The sequence below is a fragment of the Sphingomonas panacisoli genome, assembly GCF_007859635.1.
GTDB lineage: Bacteria > Pseudomonadota > Alphaproteobacteria > Sphingomonadales > Sphingomonadaceae > Sphingomonas > Sphingomonas panacisoli.
Genome location: NZ_CP042306.1, coordinates 253757 through 269890 on the forward strand (window position 1 = coordinate 253757; position 16134 = coordinate 269890).

Genomic DNA, 16134 nt, shown 5'->3' on the forward strand with positions numbered 1-16134 from the left:
TCCCGATCACCCTTACCGTCATGCCGGACTTGATCCGGCATCCCGCTTCTTCCGTCGCTCGAAGAAGCGGGACCCCGGCTCAAGGCCGGGGTGACGGTTGGGGTTAGGATCGGCCGCTCACTTCATCCGTTTGTTGCAGGCGCTCCAATATTGCGGCCAGGTCTCGCCCGCCGACACCTTCTTCGCGGCCTTGTCGGCCTTCCATTGCGTGCCGCATTGGCGTTCCCGGGCGTACATGGCGGACTGCGCGGCGGTCGGTTGGCCCGGCGCGGTGGCGGGTTTCGCCGGGGTCACGACCTTCGCCGGTTTCGCCGCTACGGCCGGTGCCGGTTTGGCCGGTGTCGTCACCGCGGCCGGCTTGGCCATGCCGCCCCGGCATTGTGCCAGGAACTGGTTCCAGGTCTCGCCGGCGGGAATCGTCTTGGCGGTCTTCGCAGCCTGATACTTCGCGCCGCACACCTTCATCGCATTGTCCGCCGCGAACGCCGGACTGGCGGCGGCGGCGCCGATCGTCATGGCGGCCGCGATCGCAATCGTCTTGAATGCATCGGTCATCGCTTTGCTCCTCGTGACGGACGTCGATCGCGCGAGGGAAAGCGCGTGGTCCGCGCCGGACTAGGTGATCCTCCGAACATGAACCTCAGCTTACAGACTGTGCGCGGGGCGGGGCTGTGCATCGGCTTTTTTTGCCGCCATAACCGCGCGCAAGAACGAAAAGCCCGGGGGCCACTAATCCATGCGTATCCTGATCGGCCTGGCCGGTATCGCCGTCATCCTATTGATCGCGCTCGCACTGTCGAACAATCGCCGCGCGATCAGTCTGCGGGTGGTCGGTGCGGCGTTCGCGCTGCAGGCGTTGATCGCGGTGCTGGTATTGAAAGCGCCGTGGGGTGTCGCCGCGCTGAATGGCGCATCGGCCGGGGTCTCCAATCTGCTCGGCTATGCCCATAACGGCGTCGATTTCCTGTTCGGTCCGCTCGCCAAGCCGGAGATCGGCGGCACCAGCTTCGCGATCGCCGCGTTGCCCGTCATCATCTTCTTCGCCAGCCTGGTGTCGATCCTCTATTATCTCGGCGTGATGCAGCTCGTCGTACGCTGGATCGGCGGCGGCATCGAGAAAGTGATCGGCGTGTCGAAGGTCGAAAGCCTGTGCGCCGCCGCCAACATCTTCGTCGGTCAAAGCGAATCGCCACTGGTGATCAAGCCCTACCTCGCCGGCCTGACGCCCCCGCAATTGTTCACCGTGATGACCAGCGGCATGGCGGGCGTGGCGGGGACGATCCTGGCGGCCTACGCGTCGATGGGGATCAAGATCGACTATCTGCTCGCGGCCAGCTTCATGGCGGCGCCGGGCGGTATTCTGATGGCCAAGATCATCATGCCCGACACCAAGACTTTGGCCGAAGAAGATGCGGTGATCGCATTGCCCGAGGCGCGGGTCAGCGGGCAGGGACCCGCCGCGTTGCTGCCCGAAGGCGGCGTGCCCGGCGAGCCGTTGCCGGAAGCGACGCACGACGAAGAAAAGCCCGCCAACATCATCATGGCGGCGGCGCAGGGCGCGCAGACCGGCGTGCGGCTCGCGGTCGCGGTCGGCGCGATGGTGCTGGCGTTCGTCGCCCTGGTCGCGCTGGCCAACGGCATTCTCGGCGGAGTCGGCGGCTGGTTCGGCTATCCCGATCTCAGCTTCCAGGCGATCCTGGGGACTCTGTTCAAGCCCGTAATGTTCCTGCTCAACGTGCCGTGGAACGAAGCGGGCGCGGCGGGCGGATTCTTCGGCGAGAAGATCGTGCTCAACGAATTCGTGGCCTATATCGACCTCGGCAAACAGCAGGCGGCGCTCAGCCCGCATACCGTCGCGGTGGTGACGTTCGCGCTGTGCGGGTTCGCCAATTTCTCGTCGATCGCGATCCAGATGGCCGTTACCGGCAGCCTCGCGCCCAACCAGCGGCCGATGATCGCGAAGCTCGGTCTGCGCGCGCTGGCGGCGGGGAGCCTCGCGAACCTGATGTCGGCGGCGCTGGCGGGAATGTTGCTCGCCTAGCGATTCAAGTTGGTGACTGTGCTCCGGCGACGGCCGGAGTGTCGGCAGCTCGCGCTTCGATCGCCTACGCTCCGGCCTTCGCCGGAGCACAAGCGGGCTTCAGCGCTTCACCGCGAGGCGAATCAGTCCGATCCCAGCGATCAGCGCCCAGGCGGTCTCGATGACCGCGGCCGATAGGTTGAAGTCGTGGCTCAGGCTGATCAGCACCGCGCCCGCGCCCAGGAAATTGCCGGCGAGCGCGGGGCCGCGTTGCGGGTCGATCTTGCCGAGCACGGTCAGGCCGTAGGTGGCGAGCATCACCACGGTGCCGCTCAACCCGATAACGTCGTAGATCGTCATGCCATGGTCACCGGGTCGGCACCGGCTCGGCGCCCGAATAATCGTAGAAGCCGCGCCCGGTCTTCTTTCCGTACCAGCCCGCTTCGACATATTTCACCAGCAGCGGCGCGGGGCGGAACTTGGGGTCGCCGGTGCCCTCGAACAGCACGCGGGTGATTTCCAGGCACGTGTCGAGCCCAATGAAATCGGCCAGCGCCAGCGGCCCCATCGGGTGATTGAGCCCGAGCTGGCAGGCGAGGTCGATATCCTTGATCGTCGCGACGCCTTCGCCCAGCGCGAAGCACGCTTCGTTGAGCATCGGCATCAGCACGCGGTTGACGATGAAGCCCGGCGCGTCGTTGGCGCGCACCACCTGCTTGCCGAGGGCTGAAGCATAAGTTTCGATCGCGGCGACGGTCGCGTTGCTTGTCGCAAGGCCGCGGATGATCTCGATCAGGCCCATCACGGGCACGGGGTTGAAGAAGTGAACGCCGATGAACCGCGCCGGGTCGGGGCTCGCCTGCGCCAGCCGCGTGATCGGGATCGACGACGTGTTCGACGCCAGGATCGCGGAGGTCGTCATCACCTTGCCGACCTCGGCGAAGATCGCGCGCTTAATGTCCTCGCGTTCGGTCGCGGCCTCGATGATCAGGTCGCACTTGCCCATCGCCGACGGGCCTTCGATCGTCTCGATCCGGCCGAGCGCCTGATCCATCGCGGCCTGGTCGATCTTGCCCTTTTCGACCGCACGCGCGAGTTGGCGGGCGATGCCCGATTTACCCGCATCGGCGCGTTCCTGGGTGACGTCGGACAGGAGCACGCGATAGCCGGCCTGCGCCGTCACCTGCGCGATCCCCGCGCCCATCTGTCCCGCCCCGATGACGCCGACCGTATGCATTGCTCGCTCCCGAAAAGTTCGGGGCCGCCCTAGCGGTCAGTCCAGGCGGCGGCAATCGTAGGCGGTGGTGACGTAGGGGAAGACGATCTCGTTTCGGTCCGCGAGCTCGGGCGTGCGGGCGATCAGGTCGCGGACCTCGGCCACGACCTCCGCCTTGGTCTCGTCGGGCAGCGCGGCGATGAAGCTGGTCGAAAGCGTGCGACCGACGATGACGTCCTCGGGCGAGCCGCGATGCTCGTAGCGCATGCAGGTTTCGTGAAGCGGTGTGAAGCCGGGCGCGGGGAACGGGCGACGCCAGGCACCGGTGCGCTGGCGCGGCTCCGCATCTTCGTAGCGGTCGGTGATCGCCGACAGTGCGGCGACCCACGGCACGCTCACGTCGCGAACGTTCCAGATCAGCCCCAAGGTACCGCCCGGGCGCAGGACGCGCCGGAATTCGGCGACGGCCTCGACGGTCGCGAACCAGTGGAACGCGGTCGCGCACACGACCGCGTCCATGCTGGCATCGCCGAGCGGCAGGCTTTGCGCCGAGGCGACTGCGGTGCGTGTGCCGGGCAACGCCGCTGCCAGCGCCGCAAGCATGGCCGGGACGGGATCGGTCGCAAGTATCTCCGCGCCGGTATCGGCCAGGAGCCGCGTGAACTTGCCGGGACCCGCGCCGACCTCGACCACCGTGCTGCCCGGACCGATCCGCAACCGGTCGCGCAGCCAATCCATCGCCGCGGGCGGATAGCTCGGTCGGCTCGCCGCGTAGATGCCCGCGCCGTTCGCGAACCCCCTTGCCGCGACCGGATGGACGCCGTCGCTCACGGCGCCGGGCGCGGCGCCTGGGCTTCGGCGAGGTATAGCGCGAACTGATCCTCGGGGTCGGTCCACTCCGCGATCGGGGTCCAGCCGCCGGCGCGGAGCAGGATGCGCGCGTCGCGCGGGCCGTATTTGTGACTATTCTCGGTGTGGATCGTCTCGCCCGCCGCGATCGAGAAGGGGCGTCCCTCGATCGTGAAGGTCATGTCGCGTGTCGCTTCCAGATGCATTTCGATCCGCGCGCGATCGTCGTTCCAGATCGCGCGGTGGCGGAACGCATCGACCGGGATCGTGCCGTCGAGCTCGCGGTTGATACGCTCGAGCAGGTTGAGGTTGAACGCGGCGGTCACGCCTTGTGCGTCGTCATAGGCAGCCTCGAGCGTGGCGACGTCCTTGATCCGGTCCATGCCGATCAGCAACATCGCGCCCTCGCCGAGCGACGCCCGCATCGCGCGGAGCAGGTCGGCGGACGACAGCGGGATCATATTGCCGATCGTCGAGCCGGGGAAGAAGCCGAGCTTTGGCAAGTCGCGGACTTGCGCGGGGAAAGGGATCGGCTTGAGGAAGTCGGCCTCGACCGGGAAAACCGGCAGGCCGGGGAAACGCTCGGCCAGCGCCTTCGACGATTCGCGCAGGAAATCGCCGGAGATGTCGATCGGCACATAGGCGGCGGGATCGACCGCGTGGAGCAGAATAGGCGTCTTGGTCGACGATCCCGAGCCGAACTCGACCACCGCGCGGCCCGCACCGACCTTCGCCACCACCTCGTGCGCGATCGAACGCAGCAATGCGGTTTCAGTGCGCGTCGGATAATATTCGGGGAGGTCGGTGATCGCCTCGAAGAGTTCCGATCCGCGATGGTCGTAGAACCACCGCGCCGGAATCGCGCGGGGGCGGCGGGTCAGCCCGTCGATCACGTCGGCACGGAACGCCGGGTCCGCGAAACTGCGCGTGCCGTCTTCGATTTCCTGTTTGAGCATCAGACGTCTTTCGCGAGGCGCACGCCAGTGAATTGCCAGCGCTGATGAGGGTAGAAGAAGTTGCGATAGCAAGCGCGGACGTGCCCGCGCGGCGTCGCGCACGATCCGCCGCGCAGGACGAACTGACCGCTCATGAACTTGCCGTTATATTCGCCGACTGCACCGTCGGCGGGCGTGAAGCCGGGATAGGGGCGATACGCGCTGCCGGTCCATTCCCACACATCGCCGAAGAACGCCGGGCCGCTGGCCGAGGGGCGCGGTTCGACCGGGCCGGCGGTGTCGAGTTGATTGCCGCCGTCGGCATCGTGGCTTGCGGCGGCGGCTTCCCATTCCATTTCGGTCGGCAGGCGCGCGCCGGCCCAGCTGGCATAGGCGTCGGCCTCTAAGAAACTGACATGCGTGACGGGCGCGGCGGGATCGATCGCGCGGCGGCCGTCGAGGCCGAAACGCGTCCAGACATCGTCGCGCTTTTCCCAATAAAGCGGCGCGTCGATCCCTTCCGCCTTCACCCAGGCCCAGCCGTCCGACAACCAGTGCCGCGGATCGGTATAGCCGCCATCGGCGATGAACGCCGCCCATTCGCCGTTGGTCACGGTACGGTCGGCGATGGCGTGGCGGGTCAGCAACGCCTGGTGCCGCGGGCCTTCACAATCGAACGCGAAGTTGGGACTGTCATGCCCGATCTCGACCAAGCCGCCCTCATGTTCGATCCAGCCGATCGGTCCCGGCATCGCCACCGGTACCTTGCGCGCGCCGGGCCAGATTTCGGGTTCGATCGGGTTTTCGGACATCAGGTGGAGGATGTCGGTCAGCAGCAATTCCTGGTGCTGTTCCTCGTGATGGCAGCCCAACCGGACCAGCTCGCGCGCTGCTTCGGGCAGATCGGGCAATGCGTCGGCCAGCGCGGCATCCACATAGGCGCGATACGCCAGCACCTCCTCGAGTCCCGGGCGCGTGATCATCCCACGACGGTCGCGCGCGTGGCGACGCCCCTCCGCCTCGTAATAGGAGTTGAACAGGAACGGGAAGCGCTCGTCATGCAGCGCGTAACCGGACACGAAATCGCGCAACACGAACGTCTCGAAGAACCAGGTCGTGTGCGCGAGGTGCCATTTGGCCGGCGAGGCATCGGGCATCGACTGCACGCTGGCATCGGCATCAGAGAGCGGCGCGACCAATGCCACGCTCAGCGCGCGCACACCCGCCAGGCGCTCGGCCAGCGCTCCCGGTGTCGGCGAAAGGCCCAACCTCGTTCGCATTATGTTCTCCGTAGGCGCTAAATTATGCCGCCGCAATGATCGAGATCATTCAGCCCGGAAGAATCAGCGCCGAAAGTCTATCGGGAGCCGCCGGGCACCCAGAGAACGTCCCCGCCCGCCGATTGGTTCATCGCGCGCGCGGCAACGAACAGCCAGTCGCTCAGGCGATTGATGTAACGCAAGGCGTCGGGGTTGAGGGGGGCTGCGGCATTGGCGGCGACCGCGCTGCGTTCGGCCCGGCGCGCGACGGCGCGGGCGAGGTGGAGATGCGCGGCTATGGCCACGCCACCGGGCAGGATGAAGCTGGTCAACGGCGCGAGCGCGGAATTCATTGCGTCGATCTCATGCTCGAGCCGCGCGACCTGGTCGGGCGTGATGCGCAACGCGCCGTCGATCCCGTCGGGCGTCGCGATGTCCGCGCCGAGATCGAACAGGTCGTTCTGAATGCGGGCGAGCGCGGCGTGCGTCTCGTCCCCGGCCAAGGTCGCCGCCACGCCGATCGCGGTGTTGGTTTCGTCGATATCGCCGATCGCCGCCATCAGCGGATCGGCCTTCGACACGCGTGAGCCATCGACCAGCCCGGTCGATCCGTCGTCGCCGGTTCGGGTGTAGATCTTGTTGAGCTTGACCATTTTAGTGTCGCGGCGCCGGAGAGCGCATCGAACTAACGTTGCCCGGCGACGAACAGGATCAAGACGACGATCAGGATCGCGCCGGCCTGGAAGAAGATGCGGAACTGCATCGCCTTGTTCGATTTCAGCGCATATTCGCTCGGCCCGTCGCCGTGCACTTCGGCCGACGAATTCTTGAGGAACATCACCACGCCGTAGACGAGCGCGGCGACCGTCGCGATCATCGCGGCGAGGAGCAGGATGGCGAGAAAGGTCATGGCGCCGATCTAGGCGCTTCGATAGCCGTTGGGAAGCGTCCCGCTCCGCAACTGATCGGCGAGGGCCCGGCCATCGGGATACGCCGCGCGCAAGTCGGCCAGCGTCGGCGCGCCATGACGTTTGGCGAGGCGATCGCCGTTTGCATCCACTAGCAAAGGATGGTGCCGATAGATCGGCGTCGGCAGGCCGAGCATCGCCTGCAACAAGCGGTGGACGTGCGTGGCCTCGAACAGATCGCGCCCGCGCACGACATGCGTCACGCCCTGCGCGGCATCATCGACCGTCACCGCGAGGTGATAGCTGGCCGGCGCGTCCTTGCGCCACAGCACGATGTCGCCCGCGGCGAACGGCCAGGCGGTCTGCGGCCCGGCGATCTCGTCTTCCCAGCCGATCCCGAAATGCGGCGCGAACGCATTCTCCATGTCGAGCCGCCATGCGAACGGCTCGCCGCGCGCCAGCCGCTTCGCGACGTCCTGCGGCTTGCGGTAGCGGCATTTGGCGGGATGCGGCGGCGGCTTGTCGCCCGCATGCGGCGCGGCGCCAGCGGCGGCGATGTCGGCTTCGATCTCGGCGCGGGTGCAGAAACAGCGATAGGTGCGGCCGCTCGCGTGCAGCCGGTCGAGCGCCTCGGCATAGTCCGGCACGCGCTCCGACTGGAACACGACCGGCCCGTCCCACACCAGCCCCAGCCAGGTCATGTCGTCCAGGATCGCCGCGACATGCTCGGGCCGCGACCGCGTGCCGTCGATATCCTCGATCCGCAACAGGAACTGTCCGCCTTCGTTCTTCGCGCGGTCGTGCGCCTGCACCGCCGACCAGGCGTGGCCCAAATGCAACCGTCCGGTCGGACTCGGCGCGAAGCGCGACGTAATCACGCTGCCGACTCTTGACCGCGAGTCACGGCCTGTGCTGTCATCATGGCGTCATCCTAGTCGGGTTGAAGCCCGCTAGGAAAGCGAATGGGGGCGTGAGTGTTCCATCCCGACCTGATGCGACATCCGGACAGTTGCCCGGCCTTGGTGCTGAACGCGGACTATACCCCGCTCAGCTATTACCCGCTTTCCGTCTGGCCCTGGCAGACCGCCGTCAAGGCGGTCTTTTTGGATCGGGTGGACATCGTCTCCCACTACGAACGCGAAGTGCGCAGCCCGACCCACGCGCTGAAGCTGCCGTCGGTGATCGCGCTCAAGCAATATGTCCGGCCCAGCCAGTTCCCGGCTTTCACCCGGTTCAACCTGTTCCTGCGCGACAAATTCTCATGCCAATATTGCGGGACAGGGCGCGACCTGACGTTCGACCACGTCATTCCGCGGGCTTATGGCGGCCGCACGACGTGGGAGAATGTCGCGACCGCCTGCGCGCCGTGCAATCTGCGCAAGGGCGGCCGCACCCCGCGCGAGGCCAAGATGCCGCTCCATGTCGAGCCGATCCGCCCGACCAGCTGGCAGTTGCAGGACCATGGGAAGAGCTTCCCGCCAAACTATCTCCACGATACGTGGCGGGATTGGTTGTACTGGGATGTCGAGCTGGAGGCTTAGGCCAGCGCCATCGCGTCACGCTTGCGCCGGCGCAACACGCCCCCCATCGCGCCGAACCCGACGATGATCGACGCCCAGGTCGCCGGCTCCGGCACGCCGCCGGGTTGAGTTGCCGACAGCTGCAGCACGACATTGTCGATCGCACTCGAATAGTCCGAGGTCGGATCGCCGTTCGAGATGCTGAACGTCGTCGTCGCGCTCGTTGCGACGAACGACCGCCCGCAAGGCTGCCATGTCAGGTTCTGGGTCTGGGTCGTGTTGACGCAGGAAAAGCTGACGCCGTTGAGTACGACGTTGACCAGGCTCTGCGTGCCGAACGCACCACCCGACACGTTGCCTAGGTAGAAATTGAAGTCGTAGCTCGCGCCGATCATCGTCGCGACCGTTTGCTGGACGCCGTCCGCCGCATTGTCCGAATAGCCGGCGAGATCGACCCACAGTAAGCCGTCCTGCGCGGGAAAGGTGTAGCCGGCATTCCCGGCATAGTTCCTGTCGACCTGCGAGATATGCGTGCCGCTCGGGCCGATGATCGTCCATCCGGGCAGATCTGAACTGCCGACCAGCATGTCGCGATAGTTGCCAGACCCGAGAGTGTTGGTTTCGAAGCTGCCGTTGACGACGAGATTCTGGGCCGATGCCGTGCCGGCGTGCAAACCGATCGCCGCGAGCCCGACAGCGATAATGGATCGAATCATGAAGGACGCTCCCTGTTTTACGATACGGATGCGACCATGTTTTCATGGAATCTGTCGGCTTTCGGGCCGCGATTGCCGGTAATTAGGCGCTTGGGACCCATTCGAGTCAACAGTTTCGTTAACCAAGCGGCCCCGTGATGGGACAGGCGCGCGCCGCGATCGTCAGCGCAACAAAATACCATGTCCGCCCCAAGGATCGTAATCATTGACCTGCGGCGCGCTGCGGTGCAGCAAGAAAAGCATGGCCGACCTCCCCGCGATCACCAACAATCCCGACATCCGCTTCCTGGGCAAACTGCTCGGCGACGTGATCCGTGCCTATGGCGGGGACGAGCTGTTCCGGCGCACCGAATATATCCGCTCGGCTTCGGTCGATCGCCATCGCGGGGTGGGGGGCGATGTCGATCTCGGGCTGGACCGGCTGAGCCTCGACGAGACGCTCGATTTCGTGCGCGGGTTCATGCTGTTTTCGATGCTCGCCAACCTGGCGGAGGATCGCCAGGGCGTCGCCGCGGAACCGGGCGCCGATGTCGCCGCCGCGATCGACCGGCTGGCGAAGGAGGGGATCGGCAAGGACAGGGTCACGGCGTTGCTCGACCACGCGTTGATCGCGCCGGTGTTGACCGCGCACCCGACCGAGGTGCGGCGCAAGTCGATGATCGACCACCGCAATCGCATCGCCGCGCTGATGGCGCTGCGCGACGGCGGGGCCACCACGACGCCCGACGGCGACGATGTCGAACAGGCGATCACGCGGCAGATCGCGTTGCTGTGGCAGACGCGCGTGCTGCGCCGCGAGCGGCTCTATGTCACCGACGAGGTCGAGACCGCGCTGTCGTATCTGCGCGACGTCTTCCTGCCCGTGTTGCCCGGACTCTACCAGCGCTGGGACCGCGCGCTGGGCGAGCGGACGCCGAGTTTCCTCAAGCCCGGCAGTTGGATCGGCGGCGATCGCGACGGCAATCCCAACGTCGTGGCGGCGTCGCTGACTACGGCGCTCGCCAAGGCGTGCGAGGCGGTGCTCGGCTATTATCTCGATGCGGTGCATGCGCTCGGGGCCGAGCTGTCGATCTCGACCGAGCATGCCAGCGTCAGCGACGACCTGCTCGCGCTCGCCGCGCGCAGCGGCGACACCGCGCCGAGCCGCGACGACGAACCGTATCGCCGTGCACTGTCGGGGGTCTATGCGCGGCTTGCGGCGACGCACCTCGCGCTCACCGGCAAGCCCGCGCCGCGCCCGGGGACGCTCAAGGGCGAAGCCTGTTCGAGCCCGCAGGCGCTGCGCCGCGACCTCGTCACCATCGCCCACGCGCTGGCGGGCGAAGGCGAAGGACCGCTCGCGTCGGGCGGTGCGCTCGGCCGGCTGATCCGCGCGGTCGATACGTTCGGCTTCCACCTCGCGACGCTCGACCTGCGCCAGAACAGCGCGGTGCACGAGCGCGTCGTCGCGGAAATGCTCGAGGTCGCGGGCGTGGAGCAGGACTATGCCGCGCTCGACGAGGCGGCACGGGTCGATCTGCTCCGCCGCGAACTCGCCAGCGCGCGACCGTTGGTCAGTCCCTACGCCACGTATTCCGACGAAACCGCGAGCGAACTCGCGATCCTCCGTGCCGCCGCCGACGCGCACGCCACATACGGGCCGGCATGCATCCGCCAGTACATCGTGTCGATGGCGATGTCGGTCAGCGACCTGCTCGAAGTGCATCTGCTGCTCAAGGAAGTCGGGCTCTACGTCCCCGGCGATCCGCCCAGCGCGGCGATCATGGCGGTTCCGTTGTTCGAAACGGTCAGCGACCTGGAGGCCGCGCCGCAGATCATGACCGACTGGTTCGCGCTCCCCGAAATCGCCGCCATCGCGGGGCTACGCGGCGTGCAGGAAGTGATGATCGGCTATTCGGATTCGAACAAGGACGGCGGCTATCTCACCTCGACCTGGCAATTGAGCCGCGCGTCGGAGGCGCTGACGCCGGTATTCGAAGCGGCGGGCGTCGGTATGCAGCTGTTTCACGGTCGCGGCGGCGCGGTCGGGCGTGGTGGCGGGTCGGCCTTCGCCGCGATCCGCGCGCAGCCGCCCGGCACGGTGCAGGGCCGCATCCGCATCACCGAACAGGGCGAGGTTATCGCCGCCAAATATGGCACGCGCGAAGCCGCCACGACCAACCTGGAGGCGATGGCGGCGGCGTCGTTGCTCGCGAGCCTCGAGCCGCCGGCTTTGTCCGACGCCGACCGGGCGCGGTTCGGTGCGGCGATGGACGACCTCTCTGCCGGCGCGTTCAAGGCATATCGCGGGCTGGTCTATGAGACCGAGGGCTTCCGCACCTTCTTCCGCCAGATGACGCCGATCGCGGAGATCGCCAACCTCAAGATCGGCAGCCGTCCGGCGAGCCGCAAGAAATCCGATGCGATCGAGGATTTGCGTGCGATCCCCTGGGTGTTCAGCTGGGCGCAGGCACGCGTGATGCTGCCGGGCTGGTACGGCGTGGGGCAAGCGCTGACCGGATTTGCCGACAAGGGACTGCTGCGCGAAATGGCGGAGGGCTGGCCGTTCTTCGCCGCGACGCTCGCCAATATGGAGCAAGTGATCGCCAAGTCCGACATGGGCATCGCCGAGCGTTACGCCGCGTTGGTCGAGGACCGCGCACTGGCCGATGCAATCTTTCCGCGCATTCGCGACGGTTGGGAACTGGCGAAACAGGGCTTGCTCGACGCCACCGGTCAGTCGCGCCTACTCGAAAAGCACCCCGCGCTCGACGCCTCGATCCGGCTGCGCTTACCGTACATCGAGCCCCTCAACCTATTGCAGATCGAGTTGATGAAACGCCACCGCGCCGGGGAGCAGGACGATCGCGTCGCGGAGGGCATCCTGCTGTCGATCAACGCGATCGCGACGGCGTTGCGCAATTCGGGCTGAATTAACTCGTCCCTAACCCTGCGTCGTTACCGCAGGAGGCGTGAAACGGGGCGGGATCTTCCTGGCAGCGCGAATGGCGCTTGGCCTGATGGCTGCGCTGGCGGTGTCGGCGTGCGTGCAGGGCGACGACGGATCGACCGCGACGCTGATGATTCCCAAGCTGCCGCCCAAGGTCATGCTCGAAAAGCTCGACCTCAACGTACCCACCGATCTGTCGATCCCCGAGGGCGCGGCGTCCGATGGCGCCGCGACCACAGAATTCGAGGCCGCGCCGGCGTTCAACGCGCTCGCATCCACCCAGAACCCCGACGACGCCACGCGCGCGCTCGATTGCCTGACCCAGGCGGTCTATTACGAAGCGGGCAACCAGTCCGACGACGGCCAGCGCGCCGTCGCGCAAGTCGTGCTCAACCGCGTCCGCGACCGGGCCTTTCCGTCCAGCGTATGCGGTGTGGTCTATCAGGGATCGCAGCGGACGACCGGGTGCCAGTTCACCTTCACCTGCGACGGTTCGCTCAACCGCACGCCGAGCGCCGCTGGTTGGGCGCGCGCCCGTGCGGTGGCCAGCTCGGCGCTGTCCGGCGCGGTCTATGCGCCGGTCGGGTCGGCGACCTTCTACCACGCCAACTACGTCTCGCCCTGGTGGGCGAACAGCATGGACAAGGTCGCGACGGTCGGCGCGCATATCTTCTATCGCTGGCGCGCGGGCATGGAACGCGCGCTCGCGTTCCGCCAGCCGTATTCGGGCACCGAGCCGACCGTCAGCGGACGTACCGGTGGCGGTGGCGGCGACATGACCTATGCCGGCGTCGAGAGCGTGGCGGGCGTGCAGATCTATCGCGGCGCGGTGGCGCCGGCGACCACCGTCGCCAAGTCGGGTACGACCAGCGCGGCGCTCGCGAAGCCGGCACCGGCGCCGACGTCGAACGCCAAGATCATCCGCGTCGGCGGTGGTCGCGGCGTGAGCGTCTATCGCGGGGCAAGCGGTGCGGCGTCGGGCGAGGACCTGTCGGACCAGGCGACGGTCGACTAAGCCGCGCGTTGCTCGAGGTCGAGCAGGTACTTCTTGCCTTTCAGTCCACCGGCAAATCCCGTCAGCGATCCGTCGCTTCCGATCACGCGGTGACACGGGGCGACGATCGAGATCGGGTTCTTGCCGTTCGCCGCGCCCACTGCGCGACAGGCGCTCGGCCGGCCGATCTGCGCCGCGATTTCGGCATAGCTGCGCGTTTCGCCGGCGGGGATCGTCAGCAGCGCGCCCCATACGCTTTTCTGGAAATCGGTGCCGTGGAAATCGAGCGGCAAGTCGAATTGCGTGCGTTTGCCGGCGAAATATTCGTCGAGCTGGCGCTTCGTCTCGACCAGTACGGGATGATCGGGGCGTTCGGTCATCGCGCCGAGCGGCACGCGATCCTCGCGATCGTTTTCCCACAGGATCGCGGCGAGCCCGGCGTCGTTCGCGACCAGCTTCAGCTTGCCGACGGGCGAGGGGTGGATGGCGTAGGCATAGGTCATGGCGGGGTCCTTCGTCGCTGCGACCAACGATCTAGGCGCCCCGCCCTTGGCTTGCTTCCCGCGACTTGCGGTCAATGTCAGTTCCCGATGCCCATCCGCTGCAGTTCCGGATGCCCCTGGAACTGATGCTTGAGCGCGCCGCCCAGGTGCATCAGGAACAGGGCGTAGACGAGGTACGCGATATAGCCGTGCGCTGCACCGAACGTGCTGTGCACCCATTCCTTCGTGTCGTGCGGCAAGTTCATGATGAAGCCCAATCGCGGCCATTCGAATGTGCCGAAGAACAGCATTGGATGCGTCGCCGCATCCTTCCATGCCGAGTCCATCACCCAGCCGGTGATCGGCATCGCGAGGATCACGAAATACAGTCCCCAATGAACCACGTGCGACAATGTCGCCTCCCACGCTTTGTAGCTGGCGGGATAGGGGGGCGGCTTGTGCCCCAGCCGCCACAGGAGGCGCAGGATGGCAAGCCCGAGCACCGTGACCCCGATCGACTTGTGGCTGTCGATCATCGGCCGGACATATGCGGCGATCGCGTCGTTATGGTCGCCGAGCGGCCAGATCCAGGCGAGCGCGATGTTGGCGATGATGCCCAAAGCCACCAGCCAGTGCAGGAGGATGGCGATTTTCGTGTAACGCTGCGTTTCCAATTCTCACTCCTCGTCATCCGGCGTTCAGGCTAGTTCGGCCACGTAACGAACGCTAGTAGGCTTTGTCCCTTCCCCAGGTGTTCAAACTCCCCATGCTCCAGCGTACCGCGGCCGATGCGCTCGCTCAGACCTTCGCGAAGCAATCGCCCCGGCTGAACCCGCGCCGCGTCGGTTGGCCCAGTCGTGCGATCACCGCGCTCGTATATGTGGCCTTCATCGCGCTGGTGGTTCAGGCGTTCCTGCGCCAGGGCATTTTGGTCTGGGCGGTCGGCGTCGCGTACATCCTGTACGATACCGCGCTGCTGATCTTCACCGCGATTGAGATTTGGCCGCTGCGTCATGGCGCGGGGCGGGCGGCGGCGAGCGACGCAACCGCCAGTCTGGCGATCATCGTCGCCGCGCGCAACGAAGCGGCGGTGCTCGACGTCACGATCGACCGGCTGGCGGCGCAGGACGGCGCGCCCGATTTGATCCTGATCGCCGACGACGGATCGGATGACGCCACCCCGGAGGCACTCGCGCGCTACGGCCTGACGCCGCCCGACATCGGGGCGATCAGTCCGCCGGCGCCGGGACTGCCGTCGTTGCGCTGGCTGCGGCTGCCGCACGGCGGCAAGGCGCGCGCGCTCAACGCCGCGTTGCTACATGTGCCGCAGGACATCGTCGTCACGGTCGATGCCGACACCCTGCTCGAACCCGGCGCGATCGCCGCGATGCGCGGGGCGTTCGCCGCCGAGCCGGCGCTGGTCGCGGCGACCGGCGTCATCCGCCCGATGTGCGGGCCGAGCCTGTCGGGGCGGCTGTTCGAGTGGTTCCAGACCTACGAATATGTCCGCAACTTCCTGTCGCGTTATGCCTGGGAGCGGTTGAACGGATTGCTGCTCGTGTCTGGCGCGTTTGCCGCGTTCCGGACCAAGGCGGTGATCGAGGTCGGCGGGTTCGACCCCGATTGCCTGGTCGAGGATTACGAGCTGATCCATCGCTTGCACCGCTTCGCGCACGACAGCGGCCGCGACTGGCGCGTCCGGGTGGTCGGCGGCGCGCTGGCCAGTACCGACGCGCCCGCGACCTTGCCCGCTTTCCTGCGCCAGCGCCGTCGCTGGTTCGGCGGGTTCCTGCAGACGCAGCACTGGAACCGCGACATGGTCGCCAATCGCCGGTTCGGAAAGCTCGGCACCGCGATGCTGCCGGTCAAGGCGGCCGACACGATGCAGCCGGTGTTCGGGCTGACGGCGTTCGCGATCCTGATCGTCGTGTTGGTCACCGGGCGGCTGCATATCGTGCTACCGATCCTGATCATCATGATCGCCAAGATCGCGATCGACCTGACCTTCCACCTCGCGTCGCTGACGCTCTATTCGCGCTGGACCGGCCAGACCAAGGGCCTGCGGTTCGGCCCGGCGCTGGCGGCGGCGATGCTCGAGCCGTTCAGCTTCCAGCTGTTCCGCCACTGGGGCGCGATCCTGGGGTGGAAGGCGTTCCTGACCGGCCGCGAGACGTGGGCGCGGCAAAGCCGGACGGCGATCGCCGAGGTGAAGCGGGACGAGGCATAAACTCGTGTTCCTGCGAAAGCAGGAACCCAGAGCCCTAAGCGATGTCGCTGATGACCCTGGGCTCCTGCTTTCGCAGGAG

The 16134-nt window shown here is 66.8% G+C and carries 17 protein-coding genes; 5 read left to right on the forward strand and 12 right to left on the reverse strand.

Annotation, left to right across the window (positions count from 1 at the left end; all coding sequences use genetic code 11):
- Nucleotides 1–117: 117 nt before the first annotated feature.
- On the reverse strand, nt 118–555 hold the full coding sequence (locus FPZ24_RS01260) for a hypothetical protein (protein WP_146569353.1): 438 nt from the start codon (nt 553–555) through the stop codon (nt 118–120).
- 181 nt (nt 556–736) lie between these two features.
- Here FPZ24_RS01260 and FPZ24_RS01265 point away from each other — a divergent pair, with 181 nt between their 5' ends.
- Nucleotides 737–2041, forward strand: coding sequence for a NupC/NupG family nucleoside CNT transporter (locus FPZ24_RS01265; protein ID WP_146569354.1), 1305 nt, complete (start codon nt 737–739; stop codon nt 2039–2041).
- 99 nt (nt 2042–2140) lie between these two features.
- Here FPZ24_RS01265 and FPZ24_RS01270 read toward each other — a convergent pair whose 3' ends face one another.
- The 8 genes from FPZ24_RS01270 to gluQRS form a co-directional block, all read right to left on the reverse strand.
- Nucleotides 2141–2380: a CBU_0592 family membrane protein gene (locus tag FPZ24_RS01270; RefSeq protein ID WP_146569355.1), complete on the reverse strand. Its 240-nt coding sequence runs from the start codon at nt 2378–2380 to the stop codon at nt 2141–2143.
- 7 nt (nt 2381–2387) lie between these two features.
- Nucleotides 2388–3257, reverse strand: coding sequence for a 3-hydroxybutyryl-CoA dehydrogenase (locus FPZ24_RS01275; RefSeq protein WP_146569356.1), 870 nt, complete (start codon nt 3255–3257; stop codon nt 2388–2390).
- A gap of 36 nt (nt 3258–3293) precedes the next feature.
- A complete protein-coding gene (locus FPZ24_RS01280; RefSeq protein WP_240047560.1) occupies nt 3294–4067 on the reverse strand; it encodes a class I SAM-dependent methyltransferase in 774 nt (257 codons plus the stop codon).
- On the reverse strand, nt 4064–5041 hold the full coding sequence (gene egtD, locus FPZ24_RS01285; RefSeq protein ID WP_146569357.1) for an L-histidine N(alpha)-methyltransferase: 978 nt from the start codon (nt 5039–5041) through the stop codon (nt 4064–4066). Before egtD ends, FPZ24_RS01280 begins: the two co-directional genes overlap by 4 nt.
- On the reverse strand, nt 5041–6300 hold the full coding sequence (gene egtB / locus FPZ24_RS01290; RefSeq protein WP_146569358.1) for an ergothioneine biosynthesis protein EgtB: 1260 nt from the start codon (nt 6298–6300) through the stop codon (nt 5041–5043). The genes egtD and egtB overlap by 1 nt, the downstream gene beginning before the upstream one ends.
- Nucleotides 6301–6377: 77 nt before the next feature.
- Nucleotides 6378–6932 (reverse strand): cob(I)yrinic acid a,c-diamide adenosyltransferase, encoded by a 555-nt coding sequence (locus FPZ24_RS01295; RefSeq protein WP_146569359.1) that lies wholly within the window; start codon nt 6930–6932, stop codon nt 6378–6380.
- Between the two features lie 32 nt (nt 6933–6964).
- Nucleotides 6965–7189, reverse strand: a complete 225-nt coding sequence (locus FPZ24_RS01300) for a twin transmembrane helix small protein (RefSeq protein ID WP_146569360.1) — start codon at nt 7187–7189, stop codon at nt 6965–6967.
- A 9-nt stretch (nt 7190–7198) separates the two neighbouring features.
- Nucleotides 7199–8065 carry a tRNA glutamyl-Q(34) synthetase GluQRS gene (gluQRS, locus tag FPZ24_RS01305; RefSeq protein ID WP_146569361.1) on the reverse strand — a complete coding sequence of 289 codons (867 nt, stop codon included), beginning with the start codon at nt 8063–8065 and terminating at the stop codon, nt 7199–7201.
- Between the two features lie 96 nt (nt 8066–8161).
- Between gluQRS and FPZ24_RS01310 the strand changes: the two genes are divergently transcribed.
- Entirely contained in the window at nt 8162–8728 is a 567-nt protein-coding gene (locus FPZ24_RS01310) for an HNH endonuclease (RefSeq protein ID WP_146569362.1), read from the forward strand.
- Here FPZ24_RS01310 and FPZ24_RS01315 read toward each other — a convergent pair.
- On the reverse strand, nt 8725–9423 hold the full coding sequence (locus FPZ24_RS01315) for a PEPxxWA-CTERM sorting domain-containing protein (RefSeq protein ID WP_146574065.1): 699 nt from the start codon (nt 9421–9423) through the stop codon (nt 8725–8727). The genes FPZ24_RS01310 and FPZ24_RS01315 overlap by 4 nt on opposite strands.
- Nucleotides 9424–9664: 241 nt before the next feature.
- Between FPZ24_RS01315 and ppc the strand changes: the two genes are divergently transcribed.
- Nucleotides 9665–12334 (forward strand): phosphoenolpyruvate carboxylase, encoded by a 2670-nt coding sequence (ppc, locus tag FPZ24_RS01320; protein WP_146569363.1) that lies wholly within the window; start codon nt 9665–9667, stop codon nt 12332–12334.
- A 40-nt stretch (nt 12335–12374) separates the two neighbouring features.
- The gene (locus FPZ24_RS01325; protein ID WP_240047561.1) at nt 12375–13367 is read left to right on the forward strand and encodes a cell wall hydrolase; all 993 of its coding nucleotides are present in this window, start codon (nt 12375–12377) and stop codon (nt 13365–13367) included.
- Here the strand turns inward: FPZ24_RS01325 and FPZ24_RS01330 are convergent.
- Together FPZ24_RS01330 and FPZ24_RS01335 are read right to left on the reverse strand one after the other, a co-directional pair.
- Entirely contained in the window at nt 13364–13849 is a 486-nt protein-coding gene (locus FPZ24_RS01330) for a methylated-DNA--[protein]-cysteine S-methyltransferase (protein ID WP_146569364.1), read from the reverse strand. The genes FPZ24_RS01325 and FPZ24_RS01330 overlap by 4 nt on opposite strands.
- A 77-nt stretch (nt 13850–13926) precedes the next feature.
- Nucleotides 13927–14502 (reverse strand): cytochrome b, encoded by a 576-nt coding sequence (locus FPZ24_RS01335; RefSeq protein WP_146569365.1) that lies wholly within the window; start codon nt 14500–14502, stop codon nt 13927–13929.
- Nucleotides 14503–14594: 92 nt separating this feature from the next.
- Between FPZ24_RS01335 and FPZ24_RS01340 the strand changes: the two genes are divergently transcribed.
- On the forward strand, nt 14595–16055 hold the full coding sequence (locus FPZ24_RS01340) for a glycosyltransferase family 2 protein (RefSeq protein ID WP_146569366.1): 1461 nt from the start codon (nt 14595–14597) through the stop codon (nt 16053–16055).
- Nucleotides 16056–16134 lie beyond the last annotated feature (79 nt).

Coding starts and splice junctions, on each gene's coding strand:
- FPZ24_RS01260 (WP_146569353.1), bottom strand. CDS start 555: ATGACCGATGCATTCAAGACGATTGCGATCGCGGCCGCCATGACGATC.
- FPZ24_RS01265 (WP_146569354.1), top strand. CDS start 737: ATGCGTATCCTGATCGGCCTGGCCGGTATCGCCGTCATCCTATTGATC.
- FPZ24_RS01270 (WP_146569355.1), bottom strand. CDS start 2,380: ATGACGATCTACGACGTTATCGGGTTGAGCGGCACCGTGGTGATGCTC.
- FPZ24_RS01275 (WP_146569356.1), bottom strand. CDS start 3,257: ATGCATACGGTCGGCGTCATCGGGGCGGGACAGATGGGCGCGGGGATC.
- egtD (WP_146569357.1), bottom strand. CDS start 5,041: ATGCTCAAACAGGAAATCGAAGACGGCACGCGCAGTTTCGCGGACCCG.
- egtB (WP_146569358.1), bottom strand. CDS start 6,300: ATGCGAACGAGGTTGGGCCTTTCGCCGACACCGGGAGCGCTGGCCGAG.
- FPZ24_RS01295 (WP_146569359.1), bottom strand. CDS start 6,932: ATGGTCAAGCTCAACAAGATCTACACCCGAACCGGCGACGACGGATCG.
- FPZ24_RS01300 (WP_146569360.1), bottom strand. CDS start 7,189: ATGACCTTTCTCGCCATCCTGCTCCTCGCCGCGATGATCGCGACGGTC.
- FPZ24_RS01315 (WP_146574065.1), bottom strand. CDS start 9,423: ATGATTCGATCCATTATCGCTGTCGGGCTCGCGGCGATCGGTTTGCAC.
- ppc (WP_146569363.1), top strand. CDS start 9,665: ATGGCCGACCTCCCCGCGATCACCAACAATCCCGACATCCGCTTCCTG.
- FPZ24_RS01330 (WP_146569364.1), bottom strand. CDS start 13,849: ATGACCTATGCCTACGCCATCCACCCCTCGCCCGTCGGCAAGCTGAAG.
- FPZ24_RS01340 (WP_146569366.1), top strand. CDS start 14,595: ATGCTCCAGCGTACCGCGGCCGATGCGCTCGCTCAGACCTTCGCGAAG.